Annotated in this window: 18 protein-coding genes; 3 read left to right on the top strand and 15 right to left on the bottom strand. The window is 63.8% G+C overall.

Features of this window, described 5'->3' with window-relative positions; all coding sequences use genetic code 11:
* Window positions 1–173: 173 nt before the first annotated feature.
* The gene (locus C2134_RS12500) at window positions 174–371 is read right to left on the bottom strand and encodes a hypothetical protein (protein ID WP_103320507.1); all 198 of its coding nucleotides are present in this window, start codon (window positions 369–371) and stop codon (window positions 174–176) included.
* Between C2134_RS12500 and C2134_RS12495 the strand changes: the two genes are divergently transcribed.
* Entirely contained in the window at window positions 370–1,401 is a 1,032-nt protein-coding gene (locus tag C2134_RS12495) for an acyltransferase (RefSeq protein WP_103320505.1), read from the top strand. The genes C2134_RS12500 and C2134_RS12495 overlap by 2 nt on opposite strands.
* A gap of 60 nt (window positions 1,402–1,461) precedes the next feature.
* Here the strand turns inward: C2134_RS12495 and hslO are convergent, their stop codons facing one another.
* The 3 genes from hslO to C2134_RS12480 all read right to left on the bottom strand — a co-directional run bounded on the left by hslO (window position 1,462) and on the right by C2134_RS12480 (window position 3,845).
* Window positions 1,462–2,346, bottom strand: a complete 885-nt coding sequence (gene hslO, locus C2134_RS12490; RefSeq protein WP_199152712.1) for an Hsp33 family molecular chaperone HslO — start codon at window positions 2,344–2,346, stop codon at window positions 1,462–1,464.
* Entirely contained in the window at window positions 2,343–2,933 is a 591-nt protein-coding gene (locus C2134_RS12485) for an Ntn hydrolase family protein (RefSeq protein WP_103320638.1), read from the bottom strand. Before C2134_RS12485 ends, hslO begins: the two co-directional genes overlap by 4 nt.
* A 138-nt stretch (window positions 2,934–3,071) precedes the next feature.
* Complete coding sequence (locus C2134_RS12480) at window positions 3,072–3,845, bottom strand: substrate-binding periplasmic protein (RefSeq protein WP_103320500.1); 774 nt, start codon at window positions 3,843–3,845, stop codon at window positions 3,072–3,074.
* A 174-nt stretch (window positions 3,846–4,019) separates the two neighbouring features.
* On the opposite strand from C2134_RS12480, the gene C2134_RS12475 reads away from it, so the two are divergent.
* Window positions 4,020–4,355 (top strand): hypothetical protein, encoded by a 336-nt coding sequence (locus C2134_RS12475; protein ID WP_146042150.1) that lies wholly within the window; start codon window positions 4,020–4,022, stop codon window positions 4,353–4,355.
* Between the two features lie 116 nt (window positions 4,356–4,471).
* Here the strand turns inward: C2134_RS12475 and C2134_RS12470 are convergent, their stop codons facing one another.
* Window positions 4,472–5,845, bottom strand: coding sequence for an MATE family efflux transporter (locus C2134_RS12470; protein WP_103320495.1), 1,374 nt, complete (start codon window positions 5,843–5,845; stop codon window positions 4,472–4,474).
* Between the two features lie 106 nt (window positions 5,846–5,951).
* Here C2134_RS12470 and C2134_RS12465 point away from each other — a divergent pair, with 106 nt between their 5' ends.
* Complete coding sequence (locus tag C2134_RS12465; RefSeq protein WP_103320493.1) at window positions 5,952–6,608, top strand: TetR family transcriptional regulator; 657 nt, start codon at window positions 5,952–5,954, stop codon at window positions 6,606–6,608.
* On the opposite strand, the gene C2134_RS12460 is transcribed toward C2134_RS12465, so the two are convergent.
* From C2134_RS12460 to fdhF, 10 genes are all read right to left on the bottom strand, one after another.
* On the bottom strand, window positions 6,562–7,653 hold the full coding sequence (locus C2134_RS12460) for an ABC transporter permease (RefSeq protein WP_103320491.1): 1,092 nt from the start codon (window positions 7,651–7,653) through the stop codon (window positions 6,562–6,564). The genes C2134_RS12465 and C2134_RS12460 overlap by 47 nt on opposite strands.
* A 4-nt stretch (window positions 7,654–7,657) precedes the next feature.
* Entirely contained in the window at window positions 7,658–8,770 is a 1,113-nt protein-coding gene (locus C2134_RS12455) for an ABC transporter permease (protein WP_103320489.1), read from the bottom strand.
* A complete protein-coding gene (locus tag C2134_RS12450; protein WP_103320487.1) occupies window positions 8,767–10,485 on the bottom strand; it encodes an ATP-binding cassette domain-containing protein in 1,719 nt (572 codons plus the stop codon). Before C2134_RS12450 ends, C2134_RS12455 begins: the two co-directional genes overlap by 4 nt.
* Complete coding sequence (hlyD, locus tag C2134_RS12445) at window positions 10,482–11,465, bottom strand: secretion protein HlyD (RefSeq protein ID WP_103320485.1); 984 nt, start codon at window positions 11,463–11,465, stop codon at window positions 10,482–10,484. Before hlyD ends, C2134_RS12450 begins: the two co-directional genes overlap by 4 nt.
* A 2-nt stretch (window positions 11,466–11,467) precedes the next feature.
* Entirely contained in the window at window positions 11,468–12,112 is a 645-nt protein-coding gene (locus C2134_RS12440) for a TetR/AcrR family transcriptional regulator (protein WP_103320483.1), read from the bottom strand.
* Window positions 12,113–12,203: 91 nt separating this feature from the next.
* The gene (locus C2134_RS12435) at window positions 12,204–12,704 is read right to left on the bottom strand and encodes a metal-dependent hydrolase (RefSeq protein WP_052246679.1); all 501 of its coding nucleotides are present in this window, start codon (window positions 12,702–12,704) and stop codon (window positions 12,204–12,206) included.
* Window positions 12,705–13,018: 314 nt separating this feature from the next.
* Window positions 13,019–14,653 carry a methyl-accepting chemotaxis protein gene (locus C2134_RS12430; protein WP_103320481.1) on the bottom strand — a complete coding sequence of 545 codons (1,635 nt, stop codon included), beginning with the start codon at window positions 14,651–14,653 and terminating at the stop codon, window positions 13,019–13,021.
* Window positions 14,654–14,847: 194 nt separating this feature from the next.
* Window positions 14,848–15,435, bottom strand: coding sequence for a HupE/UreJ family protein (locus C2134_RS12425; RefSeq protein WP_103320479.1), 588 nt, complete (start codon window positions 15,433–15,435; stop codon window positions 14,848–14,850).
* Between the two features lie 36 nt (window positions 15,436–15,471).
* Window positions 15,472–16,458, bottom strand: a complete 987-nt coding sequence (gene moaA, locus C2134_RS12420) for a GTP 3',8-cyclase MoaA (RefSeq protein WP_103320477.1) — start codon at window positions 16,456–16,458, stop codon at window positions 15,472–15,474.
* 2 nt (window positions 16,459–16,460) lie between these two features.
* Window positions 16,461–18,608: a formate dehydrogenase subunit alpha gene (gene fdhF / locus C2134_RS12415; RefSeq protein WP_103320475.1), complete on the bottom strand. Its 2,148-nt coding sequence runs from the start codon at window positions 18,606–18,608 to the stop codon at window positions 16,461–16,463.
* Window positions 18,609–18,638: the final 30 nt, after the last annotated feature.

Here is an 18,638-nt window from a genome sequence, read left to right as displayed (position 1 = left end):
CAGGCCCGATACCGGCGGGGAGATAGATTTGTTTTCATTGACTCATCCATTTTGATGAAATGACGAAAGGCTATTGCCATTCGCCGGACGAATCATAATGGATGAGATCGATATTGAATATTGTGTTTAAGGCCAGGTATTAATCTTAAACAATTAAATAAAAGCGGTAATTTTCACGAATGGCGGATTTTCCGCAATAATCCGCTCATCCGCCGGGTCTTTTCTCTGGAGTTGATATTGCGCAAGCTTGCCGGCGCTGACTGCTCAATGGTGGAACTCCGGATTCTTTCAATCAGTCCATTTGGGATGCTGTCGCCTTGCGCGACTGCCTTGAGCCGCCTTCGCCAACCCATTTCAGCCATCGCCTCCATGAGAATATCCAGCCTCGATTGCACCCGCGTCATCGCCATCGCCGCCATCATGGCCTTGCATGTCGCGCCGTTCGCCAGTCCGTTCAATCCCGCCCCCTGGGCCGCCGCGCCCTATGCCTGGATTGCCGATTTCATCAATCAGGCCGGCCGTTTCGCGGTGCCGTTCTTCTTTCTGTGCGCCGGCTATTTCGTGCAACCCAAGCTTTCGGCCGAAACCCTGGCGCCGGCCTTGCGTTATTGCCGCCCCATTTTGCTGCTGTGGGTGCTATGGAGCCTGATCTACGCCTTTTTGCCGATGGATCTGCCCGCCGTTCTGGACAAGGGTTACGTCCAGGGCATGCAAGGCCAATGGGGCATGCTGCTGGCTCATCCTCTGGATCTGCTGCTGGTGGGCGGCATGCTGCATCTGTGGTTTCTGCCAGCCTTGATGCTGGCGGTGCTGATGATTGCCGGCGCGCATCGGCTGCGATGGGAAAACGGACTGCTGCCGCTGGCCATCGCGCTGTACCTGATCGGCCTGGCCGGCGGCTCCTACGCCAAGCTCCTGGACATCCAGTGGGATTTCAACACCCGCAACGGTCCATTCTTCGCGCTGCCGCTTGTGCTGGCTGGCGTCCTGCTCCGGCAAACCGGCCGCCGGCTGGGCGACAAGGCGGCAATCGGCCTGATGCTGGGCGGCATGCTGTTGTACCTTGTCGAGCTGTGGGGGCTGAACCGCTATGCGCAGAGCGGCTTCCGCGGCCACGATTTCTTGCTGGGTTCTCTGCCTTGGGCGCTGGGCCTGTTCTGGTTGCTGTTGAACCACCCGCAATGGGGGCGCGATTCCTGGCTGGAAAAACAGGCGCCCAATGTCCTGGGCATCTACTGCCTGCACATGTATTTCGTGGCGGTGATGCTGATCGGCACTCCGGGCGTGGTTTCCATCGCCTGGGAAGCCGCCAAGCTGCCGCTGCTATTGATCCTGGTGGCGGTCAGCATGTGGACGCTGTCCCGCGCACCAGCGCTCAAGGTGCTGGTCCGCAAAGCCTGACGCGGACAAAGAATGCAAAAAAAGCCGCTTTACGCGGCTTTTTGCGGTGGACGGCTGAGATCAGTGACGCGCTTCGCGCACTGCCGCCACCACGTCGTAATCAAACAGCTGGTTGATGTCGTCTTCGTCGAACACGTAATGCTGGTTGCAGTAATCGCAGACGATTTCCACGCTGCCCTGCTCCACCATCACTTCGCCGACTTCCTGGCCGCCCAGCATGGTCAGCATATTGCTGACGCGCTCGCGCGAGCAATTGCAGCTGAAACTGACGCCTTCCTGCTCGAACACGCGCACCTCTTCCTCATGGAACAGGCGGTGCAGGATGTCCTCGGCGCCCAGGCCGAGCAGTTCATCCGCCTTCAGCGTGCGGCCCAGCGTCTGGATGCGGTTCCAGCCTTCGGCTTCGCCGTGGCCTTCCGGCAGGCGCTGCAACAGCATGCCGGCGGCGGTGCTGTCGTTGCTGGCCAATACCAGGGCGGTGTCCAGCTGCTCGGAACGCAGCATGTAGTTTTCCAGCATCTGGCCGACGGAGTCGCCCTCCAGCGCCACAATGCCTTGCCAGGTCTGGTTCTTGTCCAGGCGCGGCTCCAGCGTCAGCACAAATTTGCCGCCCTCGCCCAGGAGTTCGCTCAGCGGCTTATTCGCGAGCTCGCCGTCCCATTTGGCCGTGGCGCGCACGGTGCGATCGTTGTTGCACTCCACCACCGCCAGCTTCAGCGCGCCGGTGCCGTGGATTTGCAGAATCAGCGTGCCATCGAATTTCAGATTGGCGGCCATCAGCACCGAGGCGGCCATCATCTCGCCCAGCACGGTTTTCAAAACCGGCGGATAGGCGCGGCGGCTCAGCACCTGCTGCCAGGCGCCGTCCAGCCTCACCAGCGCGCCGCGGACCGGCGCGCCGTCAAACAGGAATCGTTGCAGTTTGTCGTGTTGGTTCATGCTCATGCTTCCTTGGCCGCGGCGGCGGCCAGTTCAACGGTATAGACGGTCATCGGCAGCGAGGAGCTGACGTCGAATTCGCAGCCGGCGCGCACGCCGATCTCGGCGATTTCCTTGGCCGTCAGGTCCTGGTCGTACACCGCGTACATCGCCCCCATGGCGAACTTGCGGCCGGAGCCTATCGCCCAGACGCGGGAGAACTCATAGATCTCGCGCATCGGATAGACGCCGAAAATGCCGTGCCGATTGGCGATCACCACCATCATCTGGCTGGATTCGTACGGATCTTCCTCGTCCTCTTCCGGCCGCAGATAGAAGGCGTCCTTCAATTTGGGATGCAGCTTGCGGAAGGTTTCGAAGATGCCTTGGCGGCTGCTCAGATCCTTCTTTTTCAGATCGGCCAGCGCGCCTTTCAGCACCAGATCGTGCGCGGCGGAACCGGACACCGCCAGATAGCTGTCGCCATGCTGGAAGATCTTGTCATGGAAACAATCGTACGGCGCCAGCAGTTTCTGGTCGTCGCCGAAAGTCGTCTGGCTGTCTGCGGCAATAGCGATCTGATTGCCCTTGCGTACGGCCACGATGGTTGTCATGCGGCTTACCTTGCTCTTGTTGCGGGCCATTCGGCCCCATCCGCTGACAGATAGGGGCGATTTGCGGTTTTTCCAGCCCGTGGCGAGCGCCAAAACCGCCAAATATACCACAGCGCCGCCTCCCGCTCCATGCCGCGCTCAGGGCTCTACGCCAACGCGCTCCACCTGCATTGGCGCGGCCGCGCCTGGCAGCCAGCGCTGATAAAGCTTGCGGAAGCTGCCGTCGCGCTTGAGATCGCGCAGCGTCTGCTCCCAAGCCAGAATGGTGGCGCGGTCGGTGCCGCGGGAAAAAGCCAGGTAGAGATCAATCTTCTCCAAAGGCTGCAGCAGCTCGATTTCCTGCACCGGCAGCCCGGCCTTGCGCATTACGTTGTCAACCACGCTGTCACCCTCCGACCACATCGACACGCGACTGGCGTGCAACAGCAACGCGGACTGCACCGGGTCGGTGCTCTCCACGATATTCTTGAATCCATGCTGCTTGGCCACCGCCAGGAAAATGCTGCTGCGAAATGCCGTCACCGGCTGCACCTGCAGCTTGTCGCCCAAGCGTCGCAACGCCTCCGCCTCGCCCTTGCGGCAATAGAGATTGATCTCCGACGCCGCCACCGGGCCGACCATGGTCATCAGCTTTTCCCGCTCGGCCGTGCGGCCCAGCACAAACAGCAGCACATTGGGACGATTCAGCAGAAAATTGTAGGCGCGCGCCCACGGCAGCAACTTCACCGGCTGGTCCTGATGCAGGCGATGCTGAATCTGGTTGACCAGATCCACCGCCATCCCCTTCACCTCGCCGCCATCTTCAAAACTGATGGGCGGCCACTCATCGGTATAAATGGACAAAGGCTCCAAGGCGAGGGCGGGCGCCATCGCCCACAACAGGGCCAGGCCTGACAAGAGACGAATCAGCATGAAACGCTCATCCTTATACGGGTTTTTCTCAGCATAATCGCCAGACACCCGTTCCGCCTCCTTCGAACTAACACGAATCAAAACTCCCGGCTAAGCCGCTGTTAACTCAGCACTTTTGTACAGGAATAGCGGTTCTTACTTATAAACAAGCGGCCTACAGACGGATATCATGCAATGGCAAAGTTCAGCCCGCCAATGCCTACAGGGCCAGGCGGAGACCCCCTTTTCGTAAAGGTGAGTGCCATGCTTGACAGCAAACTGGAACTGGATGAACCACTGGAATGCATTCTGCAACGTCCCTTGACCGGCTTTGAGAAACAACAACTCAAAGCCAAGCAGCAAATGCCCAGCAATGAGGCTTTTGAGGGCGATGAGGATGCCGCGGAAACCCACCCCATGCGCAAACGCCTGAAGGACATGGCGATAATGCAGGTGGTGCATGTTGACTATCCGCCGCATGAGAGCCGCAAAACGCTGATTGAGATTCCAATCGGCGCCAAAACCGCCTGAATCCTCCGCGCTAATCGGAAAGGCCCCATCCAGTAGATGGATGGGGCCTTTGGTTTGCTGCCATATGCGGCAAGTCCATCAAGCCGCACAGGATTGCCGCCGATAAGCAAGCAGGCTTACGCTCCGGCCGGCATCCGCTGGCCTGCGGGCAGCAACCGGCGCAACTCGCGCCACATGATCGCCATGACCAGCACGCCCAACAGCAGGTTGACCAAGGGCATCGCCAACCAGACGCCGTCCAGACCCATCAGCAAGGGCAGCAGGCCCAGCGACGGCAGCAACAGAATGGTCTTGCTTATCGTGATGCCCAAGGCCAGCCGCGTCATGGCCATGGCCTGCAGGGCGGTGCATCCCACCACCACCAGACCATCCAGCGGCATGGCCAGCAGATGCAATTGCAGCGCGCGGCTGCCCGCTTCGATCAGCTCGGCGCTGCCATCGCTATACCAGCCGGCGATGGCGGCCGGAAAAGCCTGCACCGCGGCCAGCGCAGCCAGGCCAATCGCCATGCACACTTTCAAACCATGCAGCAGGGCGGCGCGAACACGCTTCGGCTGCCCGGCGCCTGTGGCATGGCCAAGCAAAGGCTGCATGCCCACCGCCAGGCCGTGAATCACCAGCACAAACAGGGACTCGGTATAACCCGCCACCGCATAGGCCGCCACGCTAAGATCATTGCCCCATTGCAGCAGCTGATAATTATGCGCGTACAGCAGCACGGCCAGATTCAGCTCCATCAACAGGCTAGGCGCGCCCAGCGCAATCACGGGCCATAACGCCTGCCAGTCCGGAACCAACGCGCTCAGCCGCAGGCGCAATCCCGCATGGCGGGTGAAGAAATAGCCCAAGCCCAGGACCAGCACCACGCCTTCGGCGATCAAGGTGCCGATAGCCGCGCCTGCCAGCCCCATCGCCATCAGGCCGACAAACACGTAATCCAGCAAAATGTTCAGCAAGGCGCCCAGCGTGGTCAATACCGTGGCCAGGTCAGGCCGGCCATCATTGCGCACCAGATAGGTGACGAGCATCTGCCCCATGGTCAGCACTGCGCCGCTGAGCATCCACCACAGATACGGATAAGCCTGCTCTCTCACATCTGCCTGCCCATCCGCGCGCAGCCATCCCAACAGCACATCGATATTGGGCAGGCCAAATAGCGGAATCAGCGCGCCAAACAGCGCCAGCAGCAGCAAAGCGGCCAGCAGCGCGCCACGCGCGCCCGCCATATCGCCCGCCCCTTGTCGGATCGCGATGCGCGTGGCCACGCCCATGCTGATCATCGCGCCCAGACCCACCTGCAGCATCACCATCGGATAGACCAGGTTGATCGCGGCCAGGCCATGGCTGCCGACATAGTGTCCGACAAACACGCCATCGATCACGGCGTACAGTCCGGTCACCAGCATGCCGGCAACGGAGGGGATGGCATAGCGCCAGAACAGTTTGGAGACGGGCAGCGTATCTAGATCGCGGGTATGCACGTTCGACATAACAGACAAAAAGGTTGAGAAAACGCGATTTTATCATTTAATCAATCATGCGCGATTAATTATTTTCCGGCACAATGTCCCGCACAAAGAAAACAATGGAAACGATATGGCGCGCAAAACCAAGGAAGACTCTCAAAAAACCCGGGACGCGATCCTGGACGGCGCGGAGCGGGTGTTTCTGGCCAAAGGCATCGCCAATACCACCATGGCGGAAATCGCAGACGCCGCCGGTGTATCGCGCGGCGCGGTGTACGGCCATTACGACAACAAGCTGCAGGTATGCCAGGCCATGATAGACCGCGCCTTCGCGCTGGATGCGCTGCGCTTTCCCGCCCAGCGCGGCTCCGCCTGCGACACCTTGCTGACCGCCGGCTGCTACTACCTGGCGCAGTTTCTGGAGCCGGGCTCGCCGCAGCGGGTCAGCCAGATTCTCTACCTGAAGTGCGAGCAAATTGAAGAGAACCGCAGCGTGCTGCGGCGGCGCGAGATGGCGGACCGGCTCACCATGCACTACACGCGGCGGCAACTGCGCCGCGCCATCGCCCAAGGCGAACTGCCCGCGGCGCTGGATGTGGGACTGACCGCGGAGTATCTGGTTTATCTGTTCACCGGCTTATATGAGTTGCTGGAAAACGGCCCGGCCACGCTGCCGCGCTGCGAACGCATCCTGCGCGGCGCGCTGGAAGGACTGCCGCACGCCGCCAGCCTCAGGGCGCCTATTCCACATGACGCCGGAAGCACCACAACGCCAGGCTCAGCGTGACCAGCGCGATCAGCCACAGCGGCAGCAGCCAAGGCCAGGCGTCGGCAAAGCCGTATCCCTTCAAGAATGTCCCCTTGAGAATGGGAATGAAGTAGCTGAGGGGGTTGATCCGCGCCAGCCATTGCAGCGCTTCGGGCATGTTTTCGATCGGCGAGACATAGCCGGACAGGATGACCGCCGGCACCATGAACGAGAACACGCCCAGAAAAGCCTGCTGCTGGGTGCGCGACAGGGAAGAGATGAACAGGCCGACGCCGGCCAGCGCCAGGCCATAGCTGGCCATGCTGAGCAGCAGCAAGGCCAGCGAGCCGTCGAACGGCACGCGGTACACCCATACCGCCGCCAGCGCGATCAAACCGCCTTGCAGCAGCGCCACCAGAATGCCGGGCACCGCCTTGCCGGCCATGATGTAGGCCGGCGTCAGCGGCGATACCAATAGCTGGTCGAAGGTGCCCTCCTCTCGCTCGCGCGCCACCGACAGGGCGGTCACGATCAAGCAGCCTATGGTGGTGATGATGGCCACCAGGCTGGGCAGCACATGCCATTGATATTCCAGATTGGGATTGTAGAGGTTGCGCACCGCCAGCTGCGGCATGGGACCATCGCGCTCGGCCTGATAGCCCGCCACGACTTGGCCAATATAAGCGCTAGCGATCTGCCCGCTGTTGGAACGCCGCCCATCGACGATCACCTGCAGCGGCGCGCTCCGCCCAGACGCCAGGGCGCGAGAGAAATCCTGCGGAAACACCACCGCGAGCAGCGCGCACTGCCGGTCTATGCAATCGCGCAGCTCAGGCAGGCTATGCACCGGCACCACATGATCGAAGGTGGCGCTTACGGCCAGCCGCTTCACCAACTCCTGCGATGCCGCGCCGGCATCCTGGTTGTACACCGCCAGGCTGGCATGCTTGACCTCCAGCGTGGCGGCAAACGGAAACACCACCAGCTGCAATAGCACCGGCACCACCAGCAACAGCCGCCCCTGGCGATTGCCCATGATGGTCTGCAATTCCTTGACGATCAGCCACAGCAAGCGTTGCCACATGGTATCAATCCAGAGTTCGTCTAGTCTTGCGCACGGTCTGCCCCAGCCAGAACGCGCCCAGCGCGATCAGGCTGGCCGCGTTGAACCACAGCAGAGATGGGATCACCCCGGCCTGGAACAGCGTCTGCAGCGTGCTGGCGAAATAGCGCGCCGGCAGGATGCGGGTCAGCCACTGCAAGGGCAGCGGCATGCTGGAAATCTCGAACACAAAGCCGGACAACATCAGCGCCGGCAAATAGCCGGCAGTCAGCGCCGCCTGCGCCGCGTCAAACTGGGTGCGCATCACCGTGGACAGGAACAATCCCATCCCCAGCGCATTGGCCAGGAACAAGGAGGACATCAGCCACAGCAGCCACAGCGGCCCGCGGAACGGCACCTGCATGACAAACACCGCCACCAACAGGCACAACAGCATGGCGGCGATGCCCAGCACGTAATACGGCAAGATCTTGGACAATAACAGCTCGGCGCGGCTGACCGGCGTGGACAGCAGCGCCTCCATGGTGCCGCGTTCCCATTCGCGCGCCACCACCAGCGACGACAACAGCGCGCCGACAATGGTCATGACGATGGCGATGGTGCCGGGCACCAGAAAGTTGGGACTCTCCGCGCTGGGGTTGAACCAGACGCGCTGCTCAACCTTGATGGCCGGCGGCGGCGCCTGCCCATGCTCGTCCGCTTCCGCCTGCTGCCACTGCAGCCAGGTGCCCTGCGCATAGGCGGCGACGAAATTGGCGGTATTGGGCTCGGCGCCGTCCGTCAGCAGCTGTATCGTGCCGCTGCGCCGCTGCCAGTTGCGCGAAAAATCGTTGGCGATGATCACCGCGCCGCGTATTTTGCCGTGGGCCAGCATTTCATCGAGCTCCGCGCGCGACTTGACCGGCTTCACCTCGAACGACGGCGTGGCATGGAAAGTGGCCGCCAGACTTTGCGCGACGGCGCCGCCATCCTGGTTCAGCAGGCCCAGGCGGATATGGGCCGAATCCAGATTCACCGCGTAACCCAGGATGAACAGCAAGGCCACCGGCAGGATGAAGGCGATCAGGATGCTGCTCGGATCGCGCACGATCTGGAAGCTCTCCTTGCGGCACAAGGCCCATAGTCTGCGCCAGTTCATCGATCCGCCTCCTCCACCAACTGGATGAACGCATCTTCCATCGTCGGATTGGGCCTGGCCGAACTGGCGACGCTGGCCTTCAGCGCATCCGGCGTATCCAGCGCCAGCAGCTTGCCGCGATACACCAGGGCGATGCGGTCGCAATACTCCGCCTCGTCCATGAAGTGGGTGGTCACCAGCACGGTGACGCCCTTCTCCGCCAGGCCGTTGATATGCGTCCAGAATTCGCGCCGCGTCACCGGGTCCACGCCTGAGGTCGGCTCGTCGAGAAACAACAAGGGCGGCTCATGCATCACCGCGCAGGCCAGCGCCAGCCGCTGCTTGAAACCCAAGGGCAGCGTGGCGGCCACCTCGTCCATATACGGCCCCAGGCCGAACACCTGCTCCATTTGCCCGACTTTCTCCTTCTGCGCCTTGCCGGACAAGCCATAGACGCCGGAGAAGAACATCAGATTGCGCCGCACCGTCAACTGGGCATACAGCGAAAACTTCTGCGCCATATAGCCCAGCTGCTGCCGCGCGGCGGTCGGGCTGGTTTTCAAATCCAGCCCCATCACCAGCGCCTGCCCGGCGCTGGGTTTGAGCAGGCCGCACTCCATCTTGAAGGTGGTGGACTTGCCGGCGCCATTCGGCCCCAGCAGGCCGAATACCTCGCCGCGCCGCACGGCGAAGCTGACATCATCCGTGGCGTAGAAATCGCCAAAACGCTTGGTCAGCCCGCGCGCCTCGATCACGGACTCCTCATGATGGACGGGCACTGGCGGCATCACCTCGGCCAGCACCGAATCGCCGCCCGGTCCGCCGCCCAGCAGGCTGATGAAAGCATCTTCCAGCCGCGGCGGCGCGGGCTGCAGCGCGGCGTCCGGACCGGCATCGACCAGTCGCAAATCCGGCCAGCGTTTTTCATCGCGCAGCAACAGGCGCAAACCTCTGCCCTGTATCGTGCCGTCCATCAGCTCAGGCTGGCGCAACAGGCGCTGCAGCAGCTGGCGGCGGTTGCCGGCGACGCCGGATAAGCGAAGGCAGCGGCCGGCCAGCGGCCGGGTCAGCTCGACCGGCGGGCCGCCGGCGCGGATGCGGCCTTGGTCCATCAGATAGACCACGTCGCAAGCCTCCGCCTCGTCCAGATACGCGGTGCTCAACAGTATGGCGATGCCTTCGGCCGACAGCGCGCGGATCAGCTTCCATAGCTCGCGGCGCGAGATCGGATCCACGCCGACGCCCGGCTCGTCCAGCAGCAGCACCCTGGGCTTGCCCAACAGCGAGCAGGCCAGGCCCAGCTTCTGCTTCATGCCGCCGGACAGCTTGCCGGCGTAGCGGCCGGTGAACGGCGCCAGGTCGGTCAACGCCAGCAGGCGCTGGAATTCCCCGCCCTTGTCCTGGACGCCCACCTCGCGCAATTCGGCGTACAAGTCCAGGTTTTCCTGCACCGTCAGGTCTTCGTACAAGCCGAATTTCTGCGGCATATAGCCGATGTTGCGCCGCAAGGCATCGGCGTCGGCTTGCGGGTCAAGCCCGGCTACCCGGGCCGACCCGCCGCTGGGCGACAGCAAACCGGCCAGCATGCGCAAGAGCGTGGTCTTGCCCGCGCCGTCCGGCCCCACCAGCCCGGCGATGCAGCCCGCAGGAATCTCCAGATCCACCTCCGCCACCGCGTCCATGCTGGCGCCGGGAAAGCGCTTGGCCAGCTTTTCGGCGCGGATGGCAGCGCTCATGACGCCAGCCTCACCGTCACGGGCATGCCCTGGTTCAGGCCGGCGTCGGCGTCGCTCACCACCACGCGGATGCGATAGACCAAAGCGGTGCGCAAATCGACGGTTTCAACCGACTTGGGGGTGAATTCGGCGGTCGGCGAGACAAAGCCGACCACGCCGTGATAGCGCTTGTCCGGGTGGCTGTCGCTGGCAATCGTCACCTTGGTGCCTGAAGAAAAACGGCCCAGCTGGCTTTCCGCTACATAGGCGCGCACCCACACCGGCTGGCGCAGCGACAGATTGAACGCCGGCGCGCCGGCCTGCACCATGCTGCCGACCTCCACCGCCCGCGTCAGAATGATGCCGGCGCTGGGCGATTGCAGATTGGCGTCCCGCAAGGCCAGCCGGGCGGCGGCCAGATCGGCGCGCGCCTGTTTCAGCTGGGCGTCGGACTCGGCGATTTCCTCCGGCCGATAACCGTTTGCCAGCAGCTTCCACTGCTGCTGAGCCGCATCGCGCTGGGCCAGCGCCTGATCGCGCTGCGAGCGGGCGGTTTCCAGTTGCTGCTGGCTGCTCGCGCCATCCGGCGTCAGCCGGCTTTGCCGCCGATATTCGCTTTCCGCCTGGACCAGCGCCGCCTTGGCCGCTTCCAGCTTGGCCCGCGCCTGTTCGATGTCCTCGCTGCGGTTGCCCTTGTGGATCAGCGCGTTGCGCGCCGCCAGGGCCGCCTCGTTGGCGATGGCCGCGTTCAGGCTGTTGCGCAGCGGTTCTGCATCCAAGCGGGCCAGCATCTGCCCCGGCTGCACCTGGTCGCCCTCGTCCACCAGCACGCTGGCCAGACGGCCGGACACCCGGAACGACAACGTCACGTCGCGGATGTCCACATTGCCGTACAGAGTGGACTGGCGCGCCGCCTCCGCCGCGCGTTGGTAGAGATAGTAGGCGGTTCCGCCCGCCGCCAGCAGCGATAAGGCCAAGGCCGCAATCCAACGCTTGCGCATGGTTACTCTCCCATTTTGGTAATGCCGGCCAGCGCCCAGGCCAGGCGTTGCCGCGCCGCCGGAATATCCGCCATCCAGCGCTGGAGCTGCCTCGCCTGCTGCGGCAGCCAATCGCTGGCGGCCAGCGGCCCCCGCGCCAACAGCAAGGGCAGCCCGATGGCCGAGACCAAATAGCACAGCAGTTGCGGCGGCGGCGCGTCTACCAGGCGCCCCTGGCGCTGGGCCCGGGCCAGCAATACCAGCAGCAAACGCATATGGCGCGACGGCAGCCGCAGCAAAAACGCCTGCGCCGCCGGCTCGCCGGCCAAAGCGTCCGCCGCCAGATGGCTGGCGAAACCAGCATGTTCCGCCGCCAGCTGCAGCAGCTGTTCGATGACTTCCCGCAAGCGCCCCAGCGCATCGCCCGGCTGCCGCAGACGGGCCGCCTGGCGCAGCTGCCGGTAGATAGGCGCGTACCACAGCTCAACTAGTTCGGTGACAAAGCGTTCGCGGTTGCCGAAGTGGTAAACGAAGCTGCCTGGATTCACTCCAGCGGCGGCTGCCACCTCGCGCACCACCAAGCCGCGCAGGCCGGTGCGCCGCACCATGTCCAACCCCTGGCTCAGCAGGCGCTGCCGGGTATCGCCGGATTTTTTCGAGGCATCCATGGCTGATTTATACGACTGTATAAATCAGCCCGCAATCGAATCTACTCAATATGCTTAGAAAAATCGGCGCCATCTGCGCAGACGCAACAACTCAGAAGGTTTTGCTCATCAGAAAGCCGGCGCCAAACCACAGGCCAACCGTCATCAGCGGTTCGGCCATCTTGGGGCCCAGCAACATCAGCGGCGCGCGGAAACGCACCCGCACCGGCCACAATAGCGGAATGCCCGCCGGAGTCAGCCAGTCGCCTACCAGATGCGAGGCGTAGCCGACGCACAGGCCCAGCACCAGAGGCATGGCGTGACCCAGCCGGACACCCCACTCATGCAGGCAGGCCGCGCTGGCGTAGAACACGCCCACCACGGCCAGCAGGCTGTGGGTGATGCCGCGATGGCCAAACAGATAGGCCACCGGGCGGGAGAGGAAGGGAATGCGCCGGCCCAGCCAGCTCTTGGGATGATCGATATCCGGCAGCAGCGAACCCGCCAGGCCGCCGGCCAGCAGCAATGCCGCCATCAGCGGCGGCGCATGCAAGACCAGCGCGGCGGCCACCGCGCAGAACGCGCCAAACGCGACATGCGTGGCCACCATCATGCGGCTACCCAGCCGCTTTCTTTCATTGCCATTTCCATACTGCCCCTGCGGCATGTTGACATCACTTGCTACCGACCGCACATGCCGCCATCGCATCACCTGGCCCATCGCCTTGCGCGACGAGCGGGCGCCATGCTACTGCCGTCCGGCTGCAGATGCAAAAAAACTTGCCGAATACCCTTTTAAAAACTTTATCCTATGCAAATGGCTTCGATGGCGGCAGCTGACAAGCGTCACGCCAGCTTCGAAAAAACAAAAACCGGATGGCTGACACCACCCGGCTTGATTGGACTGCGCTGCAGAATTTGGACGCGCTACACCTGGAATTGCGCAACAGACGAACGCAGGCTGCCCGTCACCTCCTCGATGCGCAAAATGCTTTCCGAGGCCTGGGTGGCCGCCACGGCGTTGCCGGACGCCACCTGGGCGATCTTCTCCACATGCCGCGCGATGTCCTGGCTGGCCGTGCCCTGCTCCTGCAGCGCGTGCGAGATGTCGTTGACCACCTGCACCACCTGGCTGGCGCTGCCGTGTATGCGCTGGATCAGCTCGCCGCCCTGCTCCGCCAGTTCCAGCCCGGTGCGGACCCGCGCCACCGTCTCGCTCATATTCTGCCGCGACAGGTCGGAACTGGCCTGAATTTCGCTGATCATCTCCGCGGTTTGTTCCGTGGCCTTGGCCGTGCGCTCGGACAGCTTGCGCACCTCGTCCGCCACCACCGCGAAGCCGCGGCCGGTCTCGCCGGCCCGCGCCGCCTCGATGGCGGCGTTCAACGCCAGCAGATTGGTCTGATCGGCGATGTCCTTGATCACCTGCATGATGCTGGAAATGGTGGACGTCTTGCTGGCCAGCTCGGCGATGGCGGCTTCCGTCATGTCCACGGTCTCGCTGATGCCCTGCATCTCCGCCACGGCCTTGGCGATCACCTCGCTGCCGGAGGCGGACAGCTGGCCGGAACCTTGCGACACGGTGCGCGCGTCCACCGCATGCTGGGCGATGTGGTTGATGCTGACGGTCAGCTGCTCCACCGACGCCGCCATGGCCGCCGCGCCCTCGCTCTGTCCCTGCGAATTGTCCGCCACCATGCGGGCACCGCCCACCACGTCGGCGTTCAGGCGGCCCAGCTCATCGGCGTCGCGCATGATCTCGCCGACCAGCCGCCGCAGCTGCCCCTGCATCTCGCGGATATTCGAGAGCAAACTGTCGCGATCACCCTCCGCCAGCGTGATCTCGCGGTCCAGCTTGCCGGCGGCGATTTCGCGCACGATGGCGGCGGCTTCGGACGGCTCCGCGCCGAGTTCGCGCATCACGCTGCGATACACCCACCAGCCCAGCGACAGGCTCACTACCATAAACAGCAAGACCTGCCCGCCCACGCTCAAGAGCTGGCTCAACAGCACCGCGTTGACATCATCCAGATACAAACCGGTGCCGATGATCCAGCCCCAGCGCGGCGTGGCCTGGAAGTAAGCCATTTTCGGCTGCGGCTGAGCCGCGCCGGGCTTGGCCCACACATACTGGACATAGCCCTTGCTGCCGCCGTCCCGCAAAGCCTGCTCGAACAGCGCGCCGATATCGGCCCCGGCCCCGTCCTTGACGCCGTGCATATTGCGGCCCACCAGCTTGGGATTCATGCCATGGGCCAGCCATTTCAGGTCCTTGTCCAGCGCGAAGAAATACTCGTTGCCGTCAAACCGCAGGCGCGTCAGCTCCTGCAGCGCCAGGCGCTGCGCCTCCGCCTCGGGCACCAGGCCTGCGGCCGCTTGCGCCTCATGCCGCGCCACCAGACTGTTCACGGTCTCCACCTGGCTGCGCAGCAAGTCGCGCCGATCAGACAACATTTGCTGGCGCAACGCGTTCATCAGCAAAGCGCCCAGGATGCACACCAGCACGATGGCGCCTATGGTCTGCAGCAACAAGCGTCTTTTCAGGGAAATGGTTCTCGCCATTGCTCCGTCCGGTTTGTAAGAAAAACAGAACAATAACCCAGTCAATTATTCAATTTCAATATTTACTGCCGATTTCTTGATTATTGTCATTTACCTTTTGCAGACCACGCCCGCCTCTTTGCCTCAACGCGGCAAATGAAATGCCGCCCGCCTTCATGGCGGACGGCGTGATGGCATGCCTCAATGCCTTCGAACTACAGCACCCCGGCCAGATACCCCGCCCCCAGCAAGGCGATGCCGCCGCCCAGCACGCGGGCGTACCAGGCGCTGCGCTCCTTGAAGAACGCGCCGATACCCATGCCGGCGATGTGCAGGATCATGGTGCCCAGCGCCATGCCGCTCAGCGCGGCCACGGCCTGGGCCGACGGCAGCTCGCTGCCGTGGGCGATGCCATGAAACAGCGCGAACAGCCCCACTACGGCCAGCCCCCAGGGCAAAGCCAGCCGCACGCGGGCGCATACCAAGAGGCCCAGCACCAGCAAGGAAGCTGCGATCATCGGCTCCACCACCGGCACGGCCGCGCCGGTAAAGCCGATCAGCCCGCCCACCAGCAACAACCCGGCGAAGGCAAACGGCATCGCCCATACCTGGCGCGTGGCCAGCACGCTCCAGATGCCCACCGCCAGCATGGCGGCGAAGTGGTCCAGCCCGGTGAACGGGTGGACAAAACCCATGAAGAAGGCCGTGCCGTGGTGGATGCCGGCATCGTTGCCGATGTGCGCCAGCGCCAGGCCCGGCAGAAAGGCCATCAGGGGGAGCGATATCCAGATGCGTGTTTTCATTTTCGTTTCCTCAGGTCAGTCAATTTCATTGTTCGCTCAGCCGCCGGTGTGCGACATGAAGCGCAGCACCCGGCTGGGCGCGGCTTCAAAATCATGCCCCCAGGGCTTGCGCGCCACCGCCCGCCGGATGGCGGATGACAGCGCCTCGTCGCCGGCGCCGCCGCGCAACAGCGGCCGCAATTCCAGCTTATGCTCCTGGCCCAGGCATAGATAAAGCGTGCCGTCCACCGTCAGCCGTACGCGGTTGCAGGTGGCGCAGAAGTGCTGGGACAGCGGCGTGATGAAACCCACCTGCCCGCGCCCGTCGGCGGTTTGCCAGTAGCGGGCGGGGCCGCCGCCCAGCTCGGCGGCGCAGGGTTGCAGCTTGAATCGCCGCGCCAAGCGCTCTCTCACTCCGTCCAGCGGCAGATAGGCGGCGGCGCGGCCGGCCTCGCCCATGGGCATGGCTTCGATCAGGCGCAGAATGAAACCATGCTCGAAACAAAACGCCGCCATGGATTCGATCTCGCCGTCGTTGACGCCGCGCAGCGCCACCATATTCAGCTTGATCGGGGCCAGTCCGGCCGCCTTGGCCGCCATCAAGCCGGCCAGCGTGGCGTCCAGGCTGTCGCGGCCGCACAGCTCGCTGACGCATTCGCGCCGCAGCGAATCCAGGCTGACGTTGACGCGGGCCAGGCCGGCCGCCTTCAGCGCCGCGGCATGCCGGGCCAAGCGCGTGGCATTGGTGGATAGCGACAAGTCGCGCACGCCGGGCGCGGCGGCCAAGTCCGCCACCAGATCGACGATGCCGGCGCGCAGCAGCGGCTCGCCGCCGGTCAGCCGCACCCGGCCCACGCCCATGGCGGCGAACAGGCTCACAACGCGGCGGATTTCGGCAAAGCTTAGCCAGTCGGCGCGCTCGGCGTAGGACGCGTCGCCCGCCGGCCGGCAATAGCGGCAGCGCAAATCGCAGCGATCGGTCACCGACAGGCGCAGATAGTCGATGCGCCTGCCGTGGCGGTCGGTCAGCGGCAGCCTGTCCATGCTCAATCAGCCAGCGCGGCCTTGCGCAGGTCCGCCTTGAGCCGCGCATAGACGCCGCGCGCGTGGTTTTCGGCCCAGGCCTGGTCGGCGATCGGCTCCACGCGCACCGTGCAGTACTTCAGCTCCGGCGTCTTGGAGATCGGGTCAAGGTGGTCCACCGTCAGCTCGTTGCAAGCGCCTATCCACCACTGGTAAGTCATGTACACCGCGCCGGCGTTGACGCGCGGGTTGTGGTTGGCGCGCGTGATCACCTTGCCGCGGCGCGACGCCACCCACACCAGCGACTGGTCGGCAATGCCGAACTTCTTGGCGTCATCCGGGTGGATTTGCACAAAGCCCGGCTCGTCGGCCAGCGTCTGCAAGGCCGTGCAGTTGCCGGTCATGGAGCGGCAGGAGTAATGGCCTACCTCGCGCACCGTGCACAAGCCCAGCGGGTAGTCGGCGTCCACCGTTTCCAGCGGCGGGCGCCACTCGGTGGCGAACAGCCTGGCCTTGCCGCTAGGCGTGTCGAACTGGAAGCCCTCGTACAGCCATGGCGTGCCGGGGTGGTTCTCCGTCGGACACGGCCACTGCACATAGCCCAGGCCGGCCATCTTGTCGTAGCTGGCGCCCGTGTAGAGATGACAGAGGCCGCGCAGCTCGTCCCAGATTTGCTGGGCGTTGTCATAGTGCATGGGGTAGCCCATGGCCGTGGCGATCAGGCTGTAGATTTCCCAGTCGTCCTTGACGTCGGCCGGCGGATCTATGGCCTTGTAGCAGCGCTGGAAGCCGCGGTCGGCGCTGGAGAACACGTTTTCATGTTCGCCCCAGGAAGTAGCGGGCAAAATCACGTCGGCAGCCATGGCCGTTTTGGTCATGAAGATGTCCTGCACGATGATCAGGTCCAGCTTCTCGAAGGCGCGCCGCATCATGCCTAGGTCCGGCTCGGTCTGCAGCGGGTCTTCGCCAAAGATGTAATAAGCCTTGAGCGTGCCCGCCTCGATGCGATGCGCCACCTCGGTGATGCTGCAGCCCTTCTCGGCCGGCAGGCTGTCCACGCCCCAAGCCCGTGCAAAGCGGGCGCGGGCCTCGGCGTCGCTGACGTCGTAATAGCCCGGCAGAGTGTTCGGCAGCGCGCCCATGTCGCAGGCGCCCTGGACGTTGTTCTGGCCCCGCACTGGGCCGACGCCGACATGCGGCCGCCCCAGGTTGCCGGTGAGGGTGGCGAGGCTGGACAAACCCTTGACCACATCCACCGCCTGGCCCCACTGGGTCACGCCCATGCCCCACAGAATGGTGGCGCTGGGCGCGGCGGCGTACATGCGGATGGCCTGGCGGATCAGCTCGGCCGGCAGGCCGGTGATCTCGGCCGTGTACTCCGGCGTGTACTTGGCCACGGCGGCCTTGTATTCTTCGAAGCCCTCGGCGTGTTCGGCGACGAAATCCGGCTTGTATAGGCCCTCGCTGATCAGCACGTTGGCGAAGGCGTTGACCAGCGCCATGTTCGAGCCGTTCTTCAATTGCAGATGCAGATCGGCCACGCGCGCGGTTTCGATGTAGCGCGGGTCGCAGACGATGATCTTGGCGCCCTTCTGTTTGGCCTTGAGGATGCGGCGGGCGACGATGGGGTGGGAGTCGGCCGCGTTGTAGCCGAACACCAGGATGCAATCCGTGTCCTCGATCTCGCAGATCGAGTTGCTCATCGCGCCGTTGCCCAGCGTGGCCATCAGGCCGGCCACCGATGGCCCGTGGCAGACGCGGGCGCAGCAGTCGATGTTGTTGGTGCCGATCACCGCGCGGGCGAATTTCTGCGCGATGTAATTCGATTCATTGCCGGTGCCGCGCGAGGAGCCGGTGCACATGATGGCGTCTGGGCCGTGCTCGCGCTTGATCTGGCCGAGCTTGCCTGCCACGAAGGCCACCGCCTCGTCCCAGCTCACGCGCTCGAACTCGCCGCCGCGCTGGCGCCGTATCATCGGATGGCGCAAGCGCGGGGTCAGCAGCTTGGTGTCGTTGAGGAAGTCCCAGCCGTAATAGCCCTTCAGGCACAGTTCGCCTTGATTGGTCACGCCGTCTGCGCCTTCCGCGCCGACGATCTTGCCGTTTTCCACCAGCAGATTGAGCTTGCAGCCCGAACCGCAGTACGGGCAAACCGAAATTACCTTTTCCATTTTCCGTGTCCTTTTCCCGGATGGCGATGC

Source organism: Chromobacterium sinusclupearum, assembly GCF_002902845.1.
Taxonomy (GTDB): Bacteria; Pseudomonadota; Gammaproteobacteria; order Burkholderiales; family Chromobacteriaceae; genus Chromobacterium; species Chromobacterium sinusclupearum.
The sequence above is the reverse complement of the archived record's forward strand: the minus strand, read 5'-3'. Positions and strand labels throughout refer to the sequence as shown.